Origin of the sequence: Geofilum rhodophaeum (genome assembly GCF_002210225.1) — a bacterium.
Lineage (GTDB): Bacteria > Bacteroidota > Bacteroidia > Bacteroidales > Marinilabiliaceae > Geofilum > Geofilum rhodophaeum.
This window is the reverse complement of sequence record NZ_MWUJ01000005.1, coordinates 197905-215711: the sequence shown is the minus strand read 5'-3', so window position 1 is coordinate 215711 and position 17807 is coordinate 197905. Positions and strand designations below refer to the sequence as shown.

General features: G+C 49.1%; 11 protein-coding genes. 1 reads left to right on the top strand and 10 read right to left on the bottom strand.

Annotated elements, in window-relative coordinates; genetic code table 11:
• Window positions 1-33: 33 nt before the first annotated feature.
• Genes B4W65_RS07140 through B4W65_RS07115 form a run of 6 tightly spaced genes read right to left on the bottom strand, consistent with a single transcriptional unit; the run spans window position 34 to window position 5279 of the window.
• The gene (locus B4W65_RS07140; RefSeq protein ID WP_088654446.1) at window positions 34-618 is read right to left on the bottom strand and encodes an NUMOD4 domain-containing protein; all 585 of its coding nucleotides are present in this window, start codon (window positions 616-618) and stop codon (window positions 34-36) included.
• A 29-nt stretch (window positions 619-647) separates the two neighbouring features.
• Window positions 648-1778: an aspartate aminotransferase family protein gene (locus B4W65_RS07135; RefSeq protein ID WP_088654445.1), complete on the bottom strand. Its 1131-nt coding sequence runs from the start codon at window positions 1776-1778 to the stop codon at window positions 648-650.
• Window positions 1779-1801: 23 nt separating this feature from the next.
• Complete coding sequence (argC, locus tag B4W65_RS07130) at window positions 1802-2767, bottom strand: N-acetyl-gamma-glutamyl-phosphate reductase (RefSeq protein WP_088654444.1); 966 nt, start codon at window positions 2765-2767, stop codon at window positions 1802-1804.
• A 3-nt stretch (window positions 2768-2770) separates the two neighbouring features.
• The gene (locus B4W65_RS07125) at window positions 2771-3973 is read right to left on the bottom strand and encodes an argininosuccinate synthase (protein ID WP_088654443.1); all 1203 of its coding nucleotides are present in this window, start codon (window positions 3971-3973) and stop codon (window positions 2771-2773) included.
• 47 nt (window positions 3974-4020) lie between these two features.
• On the bottom strand, window positions 4021-4725 hold the full coding sequence (locus B4W65_RS07120) for a GNAT family N-acetyltransferase (RefSeq protein ID WP_088654442.1): 705 nt from the start codon (window positions 4723-4725) through the stop codon (window positions 4021-4023).
• A gap of 59 nt (window positions 4726-4784) precedes the next feature.
• Window positions 4785-5279: an arginine repressor gene (locus B4W65_RS07115; RefSeq protein WP_088654493.1), complete on the bottom strand. Its 495-nt coding sequence runs from the start codon at window positions 5277-5279 to the stop codon at window positions 4785-4787.
• A gap of 307 nt (window positions 5280-5586) precedes the next feature.
• Between B4W65_RS07115 and carB the strand changes: the two genes are divergently transcribed.
• Window positions 5587-8811: a carbamoyl-phosphate synthase (glutamine-hydrolyzing) large subunit gene (carB, locus tag B4W65_RS07110; protein WP_088654441.1), complete on the top strand. Its 3225-nt coding sequence runs from the start codon at window positions 5587-5589 to the stop codon at window positions 8809-8811.
• Between the two features lie 115 nt (window positions 8812-8926).
• Here the strand turns inward: carB and B4W65_RS07105 are convergent, their stop codons facing one another.
• From B4W65_RS07105 to B4W65_RS07090, 4 genes are all read right to left on the bottom strand, one after another.
• Window positions 8927-10597, bottom strand: coding sequence for an arabinan endo-1,5-alpha-L-arabinosidase (locus B4W65_RS07105; RefSeq protein WP_088654440.1), 1671 nt, complete (start codon window positions 10595-10597; stop codon window positions 8927-8929).
• A 90-nt stretch (window positions 10598-10687) separates the two neighbouring features.
• A complete protein-coding gene (locus tag B4W65_RS07100) occupies window positions 10688-12460 on the bottom strand; it encodes a RagB/SusD family nutrient uptake outer membrane protein (protein ID WP_088654439.1) in 1773 nt (590 codons plus the stop codon).
• 31 nt (window positions 12461-12491) lie between these two features.
• Entirely contained in the window at window positions 12492-15689 is a 3198-nt protein-coding gene (locus tag B4W65_RS07095; RefSeq protein WP_088654438.1) for a SusC/RagA family TonB-linked outer membrane protein, read from the bottom strand.
• A 25-nt stretch (window positions 15690-15714) separates the two neighbouring features.
• The gene (locus B4W65_RS07090) at window positions 15715-17439 is read right to left on the bottom strand and encodes a hypothetical protein (RefSeq protein ID WP_088654437.1); all 1725 of its coding nucleotides are present in this window, start codon (window positions 17437-17439) and stop codon (window positions 15715-15717) included.
• Between the last annotated feature and the right edge of the window lie 368 nt (window positions 17440-17807).

Here is a 17807-nt window from a genome sequence, read left to right as displayed (position 1 = left end):
TAAAAAAGCGAAAAAAAACCGGTAACAGCAAAGTCAACGTGCGCTTTTTGCCGGCACTTCCACATGTCCCCAGTTTTCTCCTTTGCGAATGCGATGCAGCTGCATTTCGCTTACGCCAAATTGTTTGGCAATGATCCGCAACTTGGTCTTCCGATCCGGATCGAGCAATTTCTTTTTCAAACGCATCACCTGGGTGGCATTGAGCTTGGGACCGGCTTCGGGACAGCGCCCCTTGGCTTTACGGCGACTCTCCAAGACCAAGGGATTGTTTTGCTGATGCGCGAGCATTTCCTTACGGGTGGCCCATTTAAGGTTGGCTACATAGTTATTGCCCTTGTTGTAATCGAGATGAATCACAAAAGTCTCCTCCTCCTCTGTACGCTGTAAAAAGCACTCGGCCACCAATTTGTGGACGTAATAGGTGGTGGACTTGCCAAAAGGGCGCAGGGGCAGTGTTTTGTAGCCTTTGAGACAGCCGCCCTTCACGGGCTGGCCTTCCTCGATTCGTGTGGTATAACTGACCACGCGACCATAGTTGCTTACGGCATAGCGCTTTCGAAGCGCTCCGTTCGGAAAATCAATTTCCTTCCATTCTTCATTCCAATGCGATTGAATCATAATTAAGGGTAGGTAGGTAAAACAATAAATTAAGGGGTAAAGAGAACAGCCTTAAGACTGTCGATAAAATATTGCGCCTGTTCGCGCCGCAGGATCAACGGGGGTAAAAGCCGTATCACCTGCGTGCCCGACACGCCGGTAAATATATGGTACTTGTCGCGCAGGACCTGGCGCAGCGGCGCCACCTCCTGAGCGAATTCCAAACCAATCATGAGACCTCGTCCACGCACTTCACGGATTCCCGGAATGGCCTTCAAAGCATCCAGCAAAAACTGCCCCACCTCCCGGGCATTTTTCACCAGCTCTTCCTGCTCCATGACTTCGAGTACAGCCAGTGAAGCGGCACAGGCCAGGTAGTTGCCCCCAAAGGTGGTTCCCAGCATACCATGCGTGGCTTTAAAAGCAGGGGCAATCAGCAAGCCACCAACCGGAAAACCATTGCCCATGCCTTTGGCGGTGGTAATCAGGTCGGGACGAATGCCGGCGCTTTCAAAGGCGAAGAAGGACCCGGAGCGACCGTAGCCCGACTGAATTTCGTCGAGAATGAGAACGGCTTCTGCCTGTTGACAAGCCGCTTGCAGGCCTTGCAAAAAGTCGTCGTCTGGTTCATAAATACCGGCAATGCCCTGTATGCCTTCAATAATAACGGCACACACATCGCCTTTAGCCAATTCCGTTTCTACAGCAGCCAGGTCGTTCAGCGGCAGGAAGCTGACCTGCATACCCTTATTCACTCCAGCCTGAATCTTAGGATTGTCGGTCATGGCCACCGCAGCAGAGGTGCGCCCATGAAAGGCTTTTTTGAAAGCCAGTACGCGACTTTTTCCGGTATGAAAGGAGGCCAGCTTGATGGCGTTCTCATTGGCCTCTGCGCCTGAATTACAGAGAAACAACCGATAATCTTCCAGTCCGCATACCTGCCCCAGTTTGCTGGCCAACTCCTGCTGAAGCGGGTTTTGTACCGAGTTGGAATAAAATCCGATGCCTTGCACCTGCTCCGTAATTCGTCGGATGTAATGGGGGTGACTGTGGCCTATGCTGATCACGGCGTGGCCGCCATACAAATCGAGGTAACGGGTTCCCTTGTCGTCCCAAACATAACAGCCTTCGGCTTTTACGGGGGTAACAGGCATCAGGGGGTAAACATCAAATAATTCCATAATACGGGTTTTATAACGGGGGACTAAAAAGCAGAGGGTTTCATGTAAAGCCCAGAACCTTCTTCGAGTCCGAACATCAAATTCATATTTTGCACGGCCTGACCGGAGGCACCCTTGGTCAGATTATCGATAATACTGGTAATGTGCAGCTTGCCGTTGTACTTACCCAGATGCAACAGACATTTGTTGGTATTCACCACCTGCTTCAAATCAATGGGGGCCTTGCTGCGAAAGGTAAAGGGGGCGTCGGCATAATAGGTGTCGTAAGCGGCTTCGGCTTCTTCGAGACTCCAGTCGCAATCGAGATAAACCGAGGCGAGAATGCCTCGGGCAAAATCGCCGCGCAGGGGTACAAAGTTGACCGCAGCCTCAAAATCCGGCTGGAGTTGCTTCAGCGACTGACCTATTTCGCCCAGGTGCTGATGCGTAAAACTCTTGTACACCGAAATATTGCTGTTGCGCCAACTGAAGTGTGTGGTGCCCGAAGGGGCCTGACCGGCTCCGGTGGAGCCGGTGATGGCGTGAATGTGTACCTCTTTCAGACGACCGGCAGCTGCCAGGGGCAGCAGGGCCAACTGGATGGCGGTGGCAAAACAACCGGGGTTGGCCAGGTGTTGTGCCGACTTAATTTCAGCACGCTGCATCTCGGGCAGACCATAGACAAAATCGTTGCCCGGAGCTTCCAGGCGATAGTCGTTGCTCAAATCAATGATTTTTACATGGGCGGGAATATCAGATGCCTCTACAAAGGAGGCGGATTTCCCGTGGCCCATACACAAAAACACCACATCAACTGCAGCAAAATCCGGTGCCGCTGCAAAAACCAGGTCGGTATCGCCCACCAGGTCGCGGTGCACTTCGTGTACCGGCAGACCGGCCTGACTTCCGCTTAGGGCCCAAACGATTTCGGCCTGCGGATGCCCCAGCAATATGCGTATCAATTCTCCCGCGGTATAACCCGCTGCTCCTGCTATCCCTACTTTTACCATAAGTTAAATGTCGAGCTGTCCCTTATTGACGTTGTTAAAAATCTTGAGTGAATTGGAAATGATTTTGGTAAAGCCTTTCACATCGTCGCCGTCCCAGGCCTTGTTGACCTCTCCGTACTCCCCAAAATCGCTCTTCATCAAATCGTGGAGGGTAGCGACCCCGGCCAGTTGAAAATGATGGGGGAAGAGGTCGATGAACACTTTTCCGCTCACATTCTGCTGGGTACTCTCCAAAAAGGCTTCGATGTCGCGCAGGGTCGGCTCCAGATACATGGCCTCATGCAACATCATGCCGTACCAGTTGGCGATTTGCTCCTTCCAGTACATCTGCCATTTGGTCAGGGTATGCTTTTCAAGCAGGTGGTGTGCCTTCAAAATCAGCAGCGGGGCGGCGGCCTCAAAACCTACACGGCCCTTAATGCCAATGATGGTGTCGCCCACGTGTATGTCGCGCCCTATGGCATAGGCCGAACCCACGGCCTCTACGGCACGAATGGCATCCACCCGGTCGGCATAAGTCTTCCCATTTACGGTGGTCAATTCACCCTTTTCAAAAACCAGCTCCAAACGTTCGCTGCCTTCCTTGAGGGGCTGAGAGGGATAGGCCGAGGCAGGCAGGGCCTGATCGCTGGTTAGGGTTTCCTTGCCCCCGATGCTGGTTCCCCACAAACCCTTGTTGATCGAATAGGCCATCTTGGTCCAGTCCCGCTCTACACCGGCTGCCTTCAGGTAGTTGATTTCGGCTTCGCGGGTGAGCACCTGATCGCGGATGGGGGTTAAAATCTCTATCTCGGGGGCCAGAATCTGAAAGGTCAGATCGAAGCGCACCTGGTCGTTGCCGGCTCCGGTACTGCCGTGGGCAATGTATTTGGCACCGACCTCACGGGCGTATTTCACAATGGCCAGGGCCTGAAAAATACGCTCGCTCGATACCGAAAGCGGATAGGTATTGTTTTTGAGCACATTGCCAAATACCATGTAGCGAATACACTTCTGGTAATAAGTCGCGGTAACATCCAGGGTGATGTGCTTGCTTACGCCCAGGGCGTAAGCCTTTTCTTCGATGTCCCTGAGTTCTTCTTCCGAAAAGCCGCCGGTATTGGCAATGGCCGAATACACATCCAAATTCTTTTCGTTGGCCAGGTACTTTACACAATAAGAGGTGTCGAGTCCCCCGCTGTAGGCAATGACTACTTTTTCTTTCATTTTGAAGTTATTTTTCAATTCTCTAATGGGTTCCTAAAAATCTGTGTCTAAAAAAACAAGAAAGCAAAGAGCCGCTGAAATACATTTTTCCCTTCTCCCTTGCCGCCCCCCTCTTTCTTGGGATTACGCAAAAACACAAAACGCTTAAAACGCAACCAACGCTCGTACACCTTGAGGTTTTTCTGAGGTTCGGCAGCTGCGGGCTGCTTTTTCTCCTCCTTGGCCGGATCGTACAACATGCCGGTACACAGGCAGTGCTTGCGGTTGGTGCGCAACAAAATGTCGTAGTTGACGCAACTCTGACAGCCCTTCCAGAACTGCTCATCGTCGGTCAGCTCCGAAAAAGTCACGGGCTTATAGCCCAGTTCGGAGTTGATCTTCATAACCGCCAGTCCGGTGGTGAGTCCGAAGATTTTAGCCTGCGGATAACGTTCGCGCGACAACTCAAAGGCCTTCCGCTTAATGTCGCGCGCCAGTCCCCGCCCCCGAAAGGCATCGGCCACGATAAGTCCCGAGTTGGCCACAAACTTGTCGTGCCCCCAGGACTCGATGTAGCAAAAGCCGGCAAATTCATCGCCCGCCAGGGCGATGATGGCCTTGCGCTCGGTAATCTTTAATTTCACATAATCCGGATTCCGCTTGGCGATACCGGTGCCCCGGACCTTCGCAGCATCTGCAATGGTCTGCAGTATAACGTCCACATAAGGAAGATGTACTTCCGATGCAATATGTATGGTAATTTCCTTCTCCATTTACCTGACTCTCTTTCCTGGTTATTTCCTGGTTCTTTCCTAATGGTTTACAAAGACGCTTAAAGCTTGGTCGCTGCCACTTTATCCCTTATGCCCGGAATAAACAGGGACAGGGCAGCGATGACTTCACTGCGTGCCACACTTTCGCGGGCAATTAAAAGAATGGTATCGTCTCCGGCGATACTGCCCAGCACTTCAAAGGGACTGTGACTGTCGATGACCGAGGCGATGCCGTTGGCAAAACCGGGTCGGGTTTTGATCACCGCCATATTGCCCGAAAACTCCATGGACAAAATACCACTCAGGGGAAAATCGCCATACGCCGCGTCTGCCTCTTCAGGGCCATTGTCGTTATCGGGCATCACATACACATAACCGCCTTCGTGGTCGGGCTGCTTGGCCACCTTCAAGGCCTTCAGGTCGCGCGACAAAGTAGCCTGGGTGGTTGTAAAACCCGCCTTCTCCAAAAGGCCCAACAACTCTTCCTGACTCCCCACCCGATTGGTCTCAATCAACTGAATGATCGTATTGATTCTTTGCGTTTTAATCTTCATTTTGAAGATGATTTTAATTGGTACATTCCCGCTGTGCACGACCTTCCATTTGGCCGAATAATTATACAAGGAAACTGCAAAATTATACAAATATTCCCAAAGCCAAAAAGAAAAGGCTCTTTTTTTAAAACTGTTTAACAGCAGCTGCATTTATAGAATATACTGGCAAAAAATTCGAGTTGGAGTCGCCCGGACACGACGCAGATGTCCGAAGAAAATTATTCATAAAATATGCAAAAATCACCCCTTATGGTCTTAAATATTTGCCGCAGATGATGTAACTTTGCACAAACAAACTCGTTCCGTTATGAAGAAAAAAGTAAATAAGGTGGTGATCCTCGGCTCCGGGGCACTTAAAATCGGGGAAGCAGGAGAATTCGACTATTCCGGCTCCCAGGCCATTAAGGCCCTAAAAGAAGAAGGCATTTACACCGTACTCATCAATCCCAATATCGCCACGGTGCAGACCTCGGAAAAACTGGCGGACAAGATCTATTTTCTTCCCGTCACCCCTTATTTTGTGGAGCAAGTTTTGATCAAGGAGAAGCCCGATGGACTTCTCCTTGCTTTTGGGGGACAAACAGCCCTTAATTGCGGGGTGCAACTCTACGAGCAGGGCATCTTTGAAAAATACGGCGTAAAAGTACTGGGCACGCCGGTGCAGAGTATCATCGATACCGAAGACCGGGAAATCTTTGCCGGCAAACTGGCTGAGATCGATGTCAAAACCCCCAAGAGCATTGCGGTGACTTCGGTAGATGCAGCATTAAAGGCGGCCGAGGGCATCGGCTACCCCATTATAGTACGTGCCGCCTATACCCTGGGCGGGATGGGCAGTGGCTTTTGCTCCAACCCCAAGGAGTTGCGTATGCGGGCCGACAATGCTTTTTCGTACTCCGGACAGATTTTGGTGGAAGAATCGCTCAAGGGCTGGAAGGAAGTCGAATACGAGGTGGTGCGCGATGCCTACAACAATTGCATCACCGTCTGCAACATGGAAAACTTCGACCCCCTGGGCATCCACACCGGGGAGAGCATTGTGGTGGCGCCCTCACAGACCCTGAGCAATTCGGAATACCACAAATTGCGCGAACTGGCCATTAAAATTGTGCGCCACATCGGCATCGTGGGCGAATGTAATGTACAATATGCCTTGGACCCGGAGTCGGAGGATTATCGGGTCATTGAGGTCAATGCCCGCTTGTCGCGCTCCAGTGCCCTGGCCTCCAAGGCCACCGGCTACCCGCTGGCTTTTGTGGCGGCTAAACTGGGACTGGGTTATGGCCTGCATGAGCTAAAAAACTCGGTGACCAAGGTAACCTCCGCCTTCTTTGAGCCGGCGCTCGATTACATTGTGTGTAAGATTCCACGGTGGGACCTGGGCAAATTTACTGGAGTGTCGCGCAATATCGGGTCCAGCATGAAGAGTGTGGGCGAAATCATGGCCATCGGTCGCACCTTTGAAGAGGTGATACAAAAAGGCTTGCGCATGGTGGGCCAGGGCATGCACGGGTTTGTGGCCAATCAGCCGCTGAAAAACACCGATGTGCGCAAAGAGCTGAGCGAGCCCACCGACCAACGGATCTTCTCCATAGCCGAAGGTTTTGAGCAGGGCCTGGACGTGGAAGAAATTCATCAACTGAGTAAAATAGACCGCTGGTTTCTCGACAAACTGAAGAATATTCACGAGCTCAAAAACGAACTGAAAAACTTCAACAATCTGGAATCCCTGCCCGACGCGCTCCTGCTGCGGGCCAAGCAGATGGGCTACTCCGATTTTCAGCTGGCGCGACTGGTCCTTAAAACACCCGCCCTGCAAATGGAGGAAGGCATTACCAAGGTGCGCAGTCACCGTAAAAAGCGTGCCATCCTCCCGGTGGTGAAACAAATCGACACCCTGGCCGGCGAATTCCCGGCCAAAATCAACTACCTCTACCTGACCTACAACGGTAAGGAAAACGATGTGGAGTTTGAGCGCGACGGAAAGTCGGTGGTGGTACTGGGTTCCGGCGCCTACCGCATCGGCAGCAGTGTGGAGTTCGACTGGTGCAGTGTAAATGCCGTGGAGACGGTTAACCAGCAAGGCTTCCGCTCCGTGATGATCAATTACAATCCGGAGACCGTGAGTACCGATTACGATGTGTGCCACCGCCTATTTTTCGACGAGTTGACGCTCGAACGGGTGCTGGACATCACCGACCTGGAGGCACCCAAGGGGGTGGTGATTTCGGTGGGAGGGCAAATACCGAACAACCTGGCCATGCGCCTTCACCGCCAAAAAGTGCCCATTTTGGGCACTTCGCCGGAGGACATCGACCGGGCCGAGAACCGTCAGAAGTTTTCCTCCCTGCTGGATGAACTGAACATCGACCAGCCCCGCTGGAGTGAGCTGACCTCGGTGGAAGACATCTTTGCCTTTGTCGACCAGGTGGGATTTCCGGTCCTGGTGCGCCCATCCTACGTGCTTTCGGGCGCAGCAATGAATGTGGTAAGCAACCGCGACGAGCTGGAGCATTTCCTGCAGCTGGCGGCCAATGTATCGAAACAGTACCCCGTGGTGGTCTCCGAGTTTATTGAGCAGGCCAAGGAGATTGAGGTCGATGCCGTGGCCAACAAGGGCGAGGTAGTGGCCTACGCCATATCGGAGCACATCGAATTTGCCGGGGTGCACTCGGGCGATGCCACCATCGTATTCCCGCCCCAAAAGCTCTACGTTGAAACCATCCGTCGGGTCAAGCGCATCTCACGCCAGATAGCGGCAGCGCTTAACATCTCCGGCCCCTTTAACATGCAGCTGCTGGCCAAAGACAACGACATTAAGGTGATTGAGTGCAACCTTCGGGCCTCGCGCTCCTTCCCCTTTGTCTCCAAGGTGCTTAAAGTAAACCTCATCGACATGGCGACCCGCGTAATGCTCGACCTGCCGGTAGAAAAGCCGGGTAAGAGTTTCTTCGAGCTCGATTACGTAGGGATCAAGGCACCCCAGTTTTCCTTTGCGCGCCTGCAGCAGGCCGACCCGGTGCTGGGTGTGGACATGGCCTCAACCGGCGAGGTGGGCTGCATTGGCGAAAATTACTACGATGCCGTTCTTCAGGCGATGCTTTCGGTAGGCTACCGCATTCCCAAAAAGAGTGTGCTGATCTCTTCGGGACCGCTGCGCGACAAAATTGAACTCCTGGGCAGTGCCCGCATGCTGGAGCAAAAAGGCTACAAGCTTTTTGCCACCGAAGGCACCCACCGCTTCTTTGCCGAAAACGGCGTAGCCACCACGCTCTTGCACTGGCCCGATCAGCCCGATCTTCAGCCCAATACCATGGACTACATCCGCGAAAAGAAGATCGACCTGGTGGTCAACATCCCCAAAAACCTGAGCAAGGACGAATTGCGCAACGGTTACCAGATTCGCCGGAGCAGTGTGGACTTCAACATCCCCTTGATTACCAATGCGCGACTGGCCTCGGCCTTCATCGCCTCCTTCTGTAAAATGGGCATGGACGACATCTCCATCAAGAGCTGGGACGAGTACAAATAAAGGCCGTAAATTAAAAAGCCCTTGCGACTGCAGCCTGATTACAGGGCTTTAGCATAATAATAAAAAAGTCTGCCCAAATGCCGGGCAGACTTTTTTATTTTCTTAAAACATTAAACTATTTCTTTTTGCCCCAGTAAGTGCCGTTCAAGCTTTTCTCGGTACCGGCATATACCAAAGTGACTTTACGTGGACTGGCTTCCCAATCGACTTCACGCTCCACACAAACAATCACATTACCCAGCGTCAGTTGCTTTTTGGCTTCGTCGTAACTCCATGAACCGGAAAGCGCTCCGGACATAGTGCCATCGGCATTCAGCGTCAAAGACTTAGCAGTATTCTGCTGGGCATAGGTGTATTCGAGCTTCATGTGCTCCCAGGTTCCCACCAGCAAATCACTGGTAATGGGTTCATCGTCGGGTACCGCAGCATAGCGCTGAGGCAGGGCAAGCGGCCACAGGTTGTCGGGTTCGTCTATGGAAGCAGGACACCACACAATACGACGCACATGCCCCATCATCAAGGCATTGGAGTAGGGATTTCCGTTTACATTTGCTGGGAGTCGGCCCTGCGACATGTAAAACCAATCGCCACTGCCTTCCTCTTGAAAAATAGCACAGTGTGCAATACCCACCCATCCGTGATGAAGATTAAACTTATAGGGATGTGTTACAATCGGATAGCTGTCGCCCCGACCATTGGTGAAATTACGGCCTGTAATATCCAGATAGGGCCCTTCGATGTTTTCACTGCGAACCACCCGCGTATTATAGGGCACATCCAAACCATCATAAGCCATAAACAAATAATAGTAACCATCTTTGTAAATGATCTCAGGGGCTTCACTCCCCTGCCAACGAGAAGAAGCCGTACGAGTGCCTACTCTCAGACCATAGCGCTGAACCAGTTCGCTGGCACTATCTGCATAGGGTTCACCCAGTGTATTAAGCGGCTTACCCGTTGCGGCATCCACCTCCAGCAAAGCAAAACCACTGTGCCATGAGCCATGAATTAAGAAATGCTTGCCCTCAGGCGTAACAATGTAGGTGGGATCTATGGCGTTGTAGTAGAAATAGGCACTCCAATCGTTGGTCCCGGACCGACTGTAATCCAGTCCACGGTCGGACGACGAAGTGGTTACAAAACCTTTGTCCACCCACACTGCTCCGGCAGGGTCGGTCGATTCGCACACCCCAATAAAGGCCCGCTCGACCCAACTTCCATCAAAATTAGCTGGGGTATTGGCTTTGCCTGTTTCAATGTAATTATCGATGATGATGCTGTAATACATACGCAAGATCTCTTGCCCGTCAACATTCACTCTGCGTACCACCGGTGCCCAATAACCATAATTAATTTCATTCTCAGGAATGGTTTCGAGCCCCATTCGCGAGCGAATGGCATTCAGGGAGTCTGCCACCCAGGCAGGATCATCATAGAAGGGTCCCCCAACCCAATCCCAATTCACCAAATCCCTGGAGCGCTTACCCTGAAAGTGGCCGTGCCCCTCATGCTCATTGCCATACGAAGCATCGGTTCCGTACATGTAATAATACCCGTTGTAATAAGCTACCGAAGGATCGTGCACATTGGCCAGATTCCACTGGTTACGCAGCGACCAAGCTGCTATCGGCGAATAATCATCGGCATAGGTCGGTATGCTCCACTCCGTAGGCTCGGGCTCAGGTTCAGGCTCTTCTCCATTCGGTGTAATATCGTCGTCCTTACACCCTGCCAAAGTCAACATCATCAAAGCGACGATCCAAAACAACACATTTTTTAAACTCATGTCTGTTACATTTAGATAAGAAACTTCCTTATCAACATAAAACGAATACGTTGCTAAGGAAGTTTCAGAATTAGGCAATCAAATTCTTCTCTACAAATCTACCACGGGACGAATGTTGTACTTTTCGCGGAAAGCAGGACCATTGTCCTCATTTTTATTGGCCGAATTACCTTCCAAACTAGGATTGGCATTAAGCGTTCCCTGAAAGATGGGGAAATACTCATGTCCCTTATAAAAGTTCTGAAAAGTGGAGCCAGTAGCATTCTCAGCATTAAGCGGCTCAGAAATGGCAACAACGGCCTCATCTTCGCCAGGCAGTTTATAATAACCATGCGCCTTCAATTGGTTCAATCGACCCTCATCGTAGAAGAATCCCCAACGAATAAGATCAATCCCTCTTCCATTTTCACAACCAAATTCCTTAGGACGCTCCACATTCGCAATCTGCTCAAACAGATGATCGGCAGTGGGAAAATCAGCCAGCTCCAGATCGGGCAAAGCCACACGACGACGTACCTCATTGATGTAATCAATAGCCAACTGGGTGGGACCATTCAGTTCGTTTTCACACTCGGCAGCACGCAACAACACATCACTGTAACGCATCAATCGAAGGTTAACACCACACTGCAACCCGTTGGTAATTGAGCTGTAAATATTATTACGGGCATTGGTGAACTTAGCAATAGAAATTCCGCCCTGCGCATTATTTGAGAGGGGAGTATCTGTAAGTTCTTCTTGGTAAACCACATTGCTTCTGGGATCACCATTTGGGTAAGCGGCAGTATTCTGACCGGTATAACTGCCATACTCTGGCTCATAAGTCACCAAAGTCCAAAACAAACGAGGATCCAGACGGCCATCGGTGGACTTCTCTTCTTTAAACAGATAATACAACCAGGGAGCTCCGGCCAGGTCGCCCCAACTACCCAATTCCTGTGATGCAAAATTACTCTCTACGGCATGTCCCTGAGTGGCATCCGGACTGATATTCACAGGGGTCCACTCTTCATCAGTGCCTCCTGTTCCAAAATCCATAAACTGCACCTCAAAAAGACTCTCCACGTTATTCTCATATTCAGCGCCTTCTCTAAAGTTATCGCCATAATCAGCAGTCAGTTCATAATGACCATACTTGCCGGCTATAATGTCCTTCAGAATGGGATAAGCCTCGTCAAACTTATGTCGGAACATTAGTGCCCGAGCCATATATCCGGCAGCAGCACCACAAGTAGCGCGTCCCTTGGCCCATTCCCCACCTTCATCACGTGAAGGCAGCATCTTCATAGCTTCTCCCAAATCAGACTCAATCTGATCAAAGATGGCATCCTGAGTACTATTGGACGCATACAAGGTGGAGAGATCTGAATAAGCCGCGTAATCAACGATCAACGGAACATTTTGGTAATAGGTCGACAAATGATAGTATGCCAGGGCTCGAAGAAAGTATGCCTGCCCGGCAATTTGATTATAAGCATCCTCAGACATCTGAACACCATCAACCTTGGATAGAATAAAATTGGTACGGTTTACAACATGAAACCAATCGCGCCAAATCCACTGGTCTCCAATATCAATAGTTCCTGGTGAAGTCAGGTTGTCGTACTCAAGATACCACTGCTGAGAAGAGTTCCATACCTCATCGCCACGAACGGCATCCATCGTGTAACCCACGCGAGCAAAAGAACCCTCCAGACGAATGCGGTTGTAACTGGCAATAACAACCTCCTGGAGGTCGGCCTCAGTATCTCCAAAGCCAAAAGTTGTTTGCTGATTGGTGTTTACAACATTGAGTTCGTCCTCGCAGGAGCTTAGCCCCGCGATGAGCACCAACATTATAAATATTTTATTCAAATTTTTCATGTGTGTGTATTTTTATTTTTAAAATACTGACTTAGAATGAAAAGTTCATACCAAACAATACGGTACGGGGTGTTGGGTAAGAGGAATAGTTGTATCCTGGACTAAAGGTCCCTCCTGCAAAATCAACATTATAGCCTTTATACTTGGTAATGGTGGCCAGGTTTTGACCGGTTACATATGCGCGCACGTTGGTTACAACACCGCTGAACCATCTGTCGGGAAAATTGTAACCCAAGGTAACGTTTGCAATTTTAAGATAGGCTGCATCTTGTAAAAAGCGCTCGCTGAACATATCGTTATTGATGGAGCCGGGAGACTTATAAGCCACACGTGGCACATCGGTATTGGTATTGTCGGGTGTCCAGGCATTCAACAAGTCAACACTCTTATTAAGTGTCCCATAAGAATTAGTTAACATCACATCAACAAAATCAACTACTTGAAAACCTGCTGCACCGTAGGAGGCAATACTCAAATCAAAATTATTCCACTCTATCCCGGCATTCAACCCAAAGTGATAGTCCGGAATTCCACTGCCAAGATAAGTCTGATCCTCGTTAGTGATTTCTCCATCGTTATTAACGTCGGCATAAGCCACGTCACCAGGTTGGGCTCCGGGCTGATTGATGTATACACCTTCAGCATTTACACGGCTGTCAATTTCGGTCTGCGTTTGAAAAATCCCCTCATAAACATAACCGTAGAAGGCGCCGACCTCACGCCCAACCTCTGTACGGGTGTAAGCCTGAGTCACCGGAGTATTAAGTACTCCAAGCTTTTTCACCTCATTATTAAGGGTGGAGAAGTTCGCGGTTATATCGTACTTAACAGCATTGTTGCGATTGCGATAGGTCAATAAAAATTCCAGACCAGAATTCTCCAGAGTGGCTGCATTCATCGTCACTTCGGCGTTGGTTGCGCCGGCATTGGCAGGCACAGCAACACCGTAAAGCAAGTCCTCCGAAGTAGATCGATACCAATCAAAGTTGAACTCCAACTGGTTATTAAACATACCCAGGTCCAGACCAAAATCAAGCGTCTTCTTTCTCTCCCAACGAATGTATTCATTCACGTAATTTGAAATAGAGGAGCCGGTAACCTTAGTATTGCCAAAACTATAGGTATAATCGTTCCGAGCCATAACCGCCATATATTCGTTGGGGCCGATGGCCTGATTCCCTAATTCCCCGTAACTACCGCGCAGTTTCAAAAGATTAACAATAGAAGGGTCTACCGTGAAAAAGTTCTCCTTCTCTAAACGCCATCCTCCAGACACAGAACGGAACCATTCCCACCGATCGTCGGCTGACAGCCGACTGGATCCATCGTAACGAACCGTTGCCGAAACAAGGTACTTATCGTCATAATTATAATTGAGACGTCCGATGTAAGAAGCCAACACGCTTTCTTCCTCATAAGTTTCGGAATTGGTCTCCGCCGCGTTTTGCAGCTGCAAAAAATACGGTTCATTCAAATTAATACCATTACCGGTTAATCTGTGGTGCATATTCCGTTCAAAAGTCTGGCCCAGTACCACATCAAACTTATTGCGACCAAACTCTCCAGCGTAATTAAAAAGATTTTCGACCAGCAAATCACCATAAGTACGGTACTCCTGGGTCAAAATCTCGCCACTCTTGGCAAGATAGTTGGTCGTACTCTGAATAAAGGAAGGAACAAAAGTAAAACCCTTTACAGTTGTCTTATTGTACGACAAATTAAGCTTGTAATTGAAGGTATGATTATCGCTTCCCAATCCAAGCATCTTATTAAAGTCAACCGTTGCAGTACCTGTACCCACAATACGATCCACCACCGAATTTCTCTTCAACAGATTGTTGGTCAACAATACATTGGTGACCCTTAGGTCGCCATGTACATCGTCATAATAAGTACCATAACCATAGGAGTCGTAATTGTACTGAGAGGCTGACGAAATTTTATCGTCCAGAACCCAGGTCGACTCATCGTAGGCCTTTATCGTTGGCGGCAACAGCAATGCTGAGGCCATTACCGGAAACTGCTGACCATACAAACCCTGTACGTACTCGTTAGCGTTGCTGAGGGCCATATTATCCTGGTTGCTGTGACTGTAAACAATGCTGGTTTGAAGTTTAATGAATTTAACTTCCATAGTATTGTTTATCCGTGCCGTATAGCGCTCAAAATTGGGGCCAGCTCCCTCCATGGTACCTTCCTGATTATAATAATCCAGTCCAATATTATAGGTATTGTTTTCCCCACCTCCGGACAGACTCACGTTGTGATTCTGGCGAACGCCGATTTTAAATGCTTCCTCAAACCAATCGGTATTAACCACAGTGGGATCTACGTATTTTTGGCTGTTGGGATTGTATCCGGCCGGAACATCCATTTCGCTGTTTGCATAAGCCATACGTAAGTAATCTCCATATTGCTTAGAGTCCATTACATCGTACACACCCTTCCGAACTTCATCAAGACCATAATAACCACTGTAATCGATTTTCATTTTCTGGTTTTTGGATCCCTGTTTGGTGGTAATAATCACCACCCCATTGGCAGCTCGTGATCCGTAAATAGCGGCTGCAGAAGCATCCTTTAAGACCTGGAGACTTTCAATGTCGTTCGGTGAAAAATCACGAATGGTTGTTCCCATTGGCACGCCGTCAATAACATAGAGCGGATTGGAATCACGGAAAGTTCCAATTCCACGAATACGCACCGCTGGGTCGGCACCAGGCTGGCCGTCGGAAGTGATTTGCACACCGGCAACCTTTCCCTCCAACATAGTAGATATGTTCGAGTGGGACACCTTCTTCATTTCTTCGGTGTTTACTACAGCGACTGAACCGGTGAGGTCAACCTTACGCTGCGTACCGTAACCAATTACAACAACCTGGTCGAGTTCCATCAAGTCTGAAACCAAAGTAATCACGCCCAAGTCGGTACGTCCATCAACATTAATCTCAACGCTTTTTGAGCCGACAAAAGAAACTACCAGAACAGCGTCAGCAGGTACCGAAAGGGTAAACTTACCATCAATATCGGAAATACTTCCCTGAGTGGTGCCCACTTGCTGAATGGTAGCCCCAGGCAGGGGCGCTCCAAAATCGTCGATAACCATACCCTGAACAGTGATCTCGTCCGATTGCGCCAGCTGCAACTGTTCAGCTCGGTCGCTGGCTTCTGCATATGTTGCCGGTGCCAGCACCAGTAATCCCAACAGAGTTAAAAAAATATATTTCATAATTCTCCTGTTTTTATCTTTATGATTATTCTACATCTACAAGTACGAGGTAGGCTCCTTCGAGCACGAGTGCACAATTCAAATCAGAGCTGTCCACTGTAATGCCTTCGTACTTCTGGAAATGGGTTTCACCATTCACATAAGTAACATCGTAGTTGACATCGGCGGTGTCGTCCCCATTGTTGGTAACCGTTATGACTATTCTCGAACCGTTGATGTTGGCATTGAAATTATCAAAATCCCAATCATTGGTAGCAGTAGCGCTTGCGTAGCCATAATCTCCCCATCCGAAATTATCCATACGCACTACCGCATATTCCGACAAGTCGCCTGCACGAAGGATGGTTGAGGGACTGTGATAGGGATTCACGCCATTGGAATAGCAATACATGGTAAGTGTCTTACTCTCTCCTGCTGCCACCGCATAATCGTCGGAGAACTCCTGCCACCAACCAGTAGAAAAATCAACTGCACCTACCCGATCAATTCCCTCTGTCATGGTGATGGGGCAATCCACCGTTACGGTACTGACAGCTCCTTCAAAAGAAATCACAGCCTTTTGAACTCCTGCAACGGCAGGAATCTTACTAAACTTAAGACTTGAATTGGCTAAAACACCAGTTGTTTCATCCGAATAAGTAGCGGTAACCACCAGGCCTTTGGTGTTGAACAAAACCGAATCTTCGCCAAAGAAATGGTATTCGGTAAGCTCCGGCATAGAGGTAATTTCCATACTCGCGACAGGGTTGGTTACCTCAATAGTATAGAAAGTAGAAACTGCCGGACCATAGGCGCCTTTCTTAGTCTTACTGTAGGCAACGCTCACGGTTTTCTCACCCAGCGTACTCATATCAGGCACTACAGTAAAAGTAACATCGGCCGTATCCACAATGGCTGAAGAACCATCGGCATAAGTAACCGTAGCAACAGCATCTCCCCAAAAATCGTCATTTCCAAATTCTACAAATTCGGGAGCACCAGCAACAGAAATTGAAGAGGCAATCTGGTCTTCTACCACGGTAACTTTGGAAGGAATAAGATAGGCTTCCTTCATCTCAAAATGACTATGATCTGCGACTAAGAACGCAACAATATCCTCAGTAGCCGAGACCGGCTGTTGATAAGTCATCACCAATTCTGTTCCGTTGGTTCCCACGGCAGTCGCAGTAAGAAATACGTTTCCAGAAGCAGAGTGATCAATTTCTAAGGTAACAGTGGCTCCTTCCATAGTCGCACGAAAATCTACCCAGAAATCCTCATTAGCACTCACCTCCGCATAATTATGTGCAAGCAGCGCCAAGTCAAACGTATAGCCCTGATCGACCATCGTCCCTCCCCAACCATAGGCATCGGAGCGAAGAACAAAGTACTCTGCATAGCCATCAGCATCCCGGTCGGCAACCTCGTTGACAACAGCAAGGTTCCAATTTTCCCAGTTATTAACTCCTGTGCCATGATTGATGAACGTCAAACTCAACAGCTTGTTAGAGGGGATTACAAAATAATCAGAAAATGCCGTCCACCAGGCTGCACTGTTGTCTTCAGCGCCCACTAAAGCGGTTGCAATATCCAGATAGGTGGTATCGCCTGTTGACTGACTGGCCTTAACGGCAGCAATGGAATCGATCCTGCTCTGCAGGTCGTCTGGCGCATCAATGGAATAAGGTTCCAACTTTTCGCACCCAACTAAGGCAAATACTGCCAAAACTGCTGCGAACAAAGCGCCTCTAATCAGTTTTGTTGTTTTCATAGAATAAAATTTGATTAATTTCTTCTCTTTAAATTATTACATCAGATGCCCCTTCCGATGGGCATCACTACAGAGGCTAATGCCTATGTGTCGCAGACCATCAAACAGGACGCTGGTGGTCCCTTTTTCGAATCGTAAATAAAAGGTAAGTGCAACATTTCTCTCATTTAAGGTAGAACTTGATTGGCTATTTCAATTTAAACAATTATTAAACACATTGTGAAAAAACGTTACGAAATCTTTCACGGCGTAAAATTAAATTTAACCATTCTTAACACAGCGGACGCTTAGATATTTTAGGTGGACAAATTGATAAATGTGTTGAATCAGGAGAATAACCGCCGATGTACCAAGGCATACAGCCCACT

What these genes read in the sequence shown, in the direction of transcription:
- B4W65_RS07140 (WP_088654446.1), bottom strand. Translation starts at nt 618, where the DNA reads ATGATTCAATCGCATTGGAATGAAGAATGGAAGGAAATTGATTTTCCG.
- B4W65_RS07135 (WP_088654445.1), bottom strand. Translation starts at nt 1,778, where the DNA reads ATGGAATTATTTGATGTTTACCCCCTGATGCCTGTTACCCCCGTAAAA.
- argC (WP_088654444.1), bottom strand. Translation starts at nt 2,767, where the DNA reads ATGGTAAAAGTAGGGATAGCAGGAGCAGCGGGTTATACCGCGGGAGAA.
- B4W65_RS07125 (WP_088654443.1), bottom strand. Translation starts at nt 3,973, where the DNA reads ATGAAAGAAAAAGTAGTCATTGCCTACAGCGGGGGACTCGACACCTCT.
- B4W65_RS07120 (WP_088654442.1), bottom strand. Translation starts at nt 4,725, where the DNA reads ATGGAGAAGGAAATTACCATACATATTGCATCGGAAGTACATCTTCCT.
- B4W65_RS07115 (WP_088654493.1), bottom strand. Translation starts at nt 5,279, where the DNA reads ATGAAGATTAAAACGCAAAGAATCAATACGATCATTCAGTTGATTGAG.
- carB (WP_088654441.1), top strand. Translation starts at nt 5,587, where the DNA reads ATGAAGAAAAAAGTAAATAAGGTGGTGATCCTCGGCTCCGGGGCACTT.
- B4W65_RS07105 (WP_088654440.1), bottom strand. Translation starts at nt 10,597, where the DNA reads ATGAGTTTAAAAAATGTGTTGTTTTGGATCGTCGCTTTGATGATGTTG.
- B4W65_RS07100 (WP_088654439.1), bottom strand. Translation starts at nt 12,460, where the DNA reads ATGAAAAATTTGAATAAAATATTTATAATGTTGGTGCTCATCGCGGGG.
- B4W65_RS07095 (WP_088654438.1), bottom strand. Translation starts at nt 15,689, where the DNA reads ATGAAATATATTTTTTTAACTCTGTTGGGATTACTGGTGCTGGCACCG.
- B4W65_RS07090 (WP_088654437.1), bottom strand. Translation starts at nt 17,439, where the DNA reads ATGAAAACAACAAAACTGATTAGAGGCGCTTTGTTCGCAGCAGTTTTG.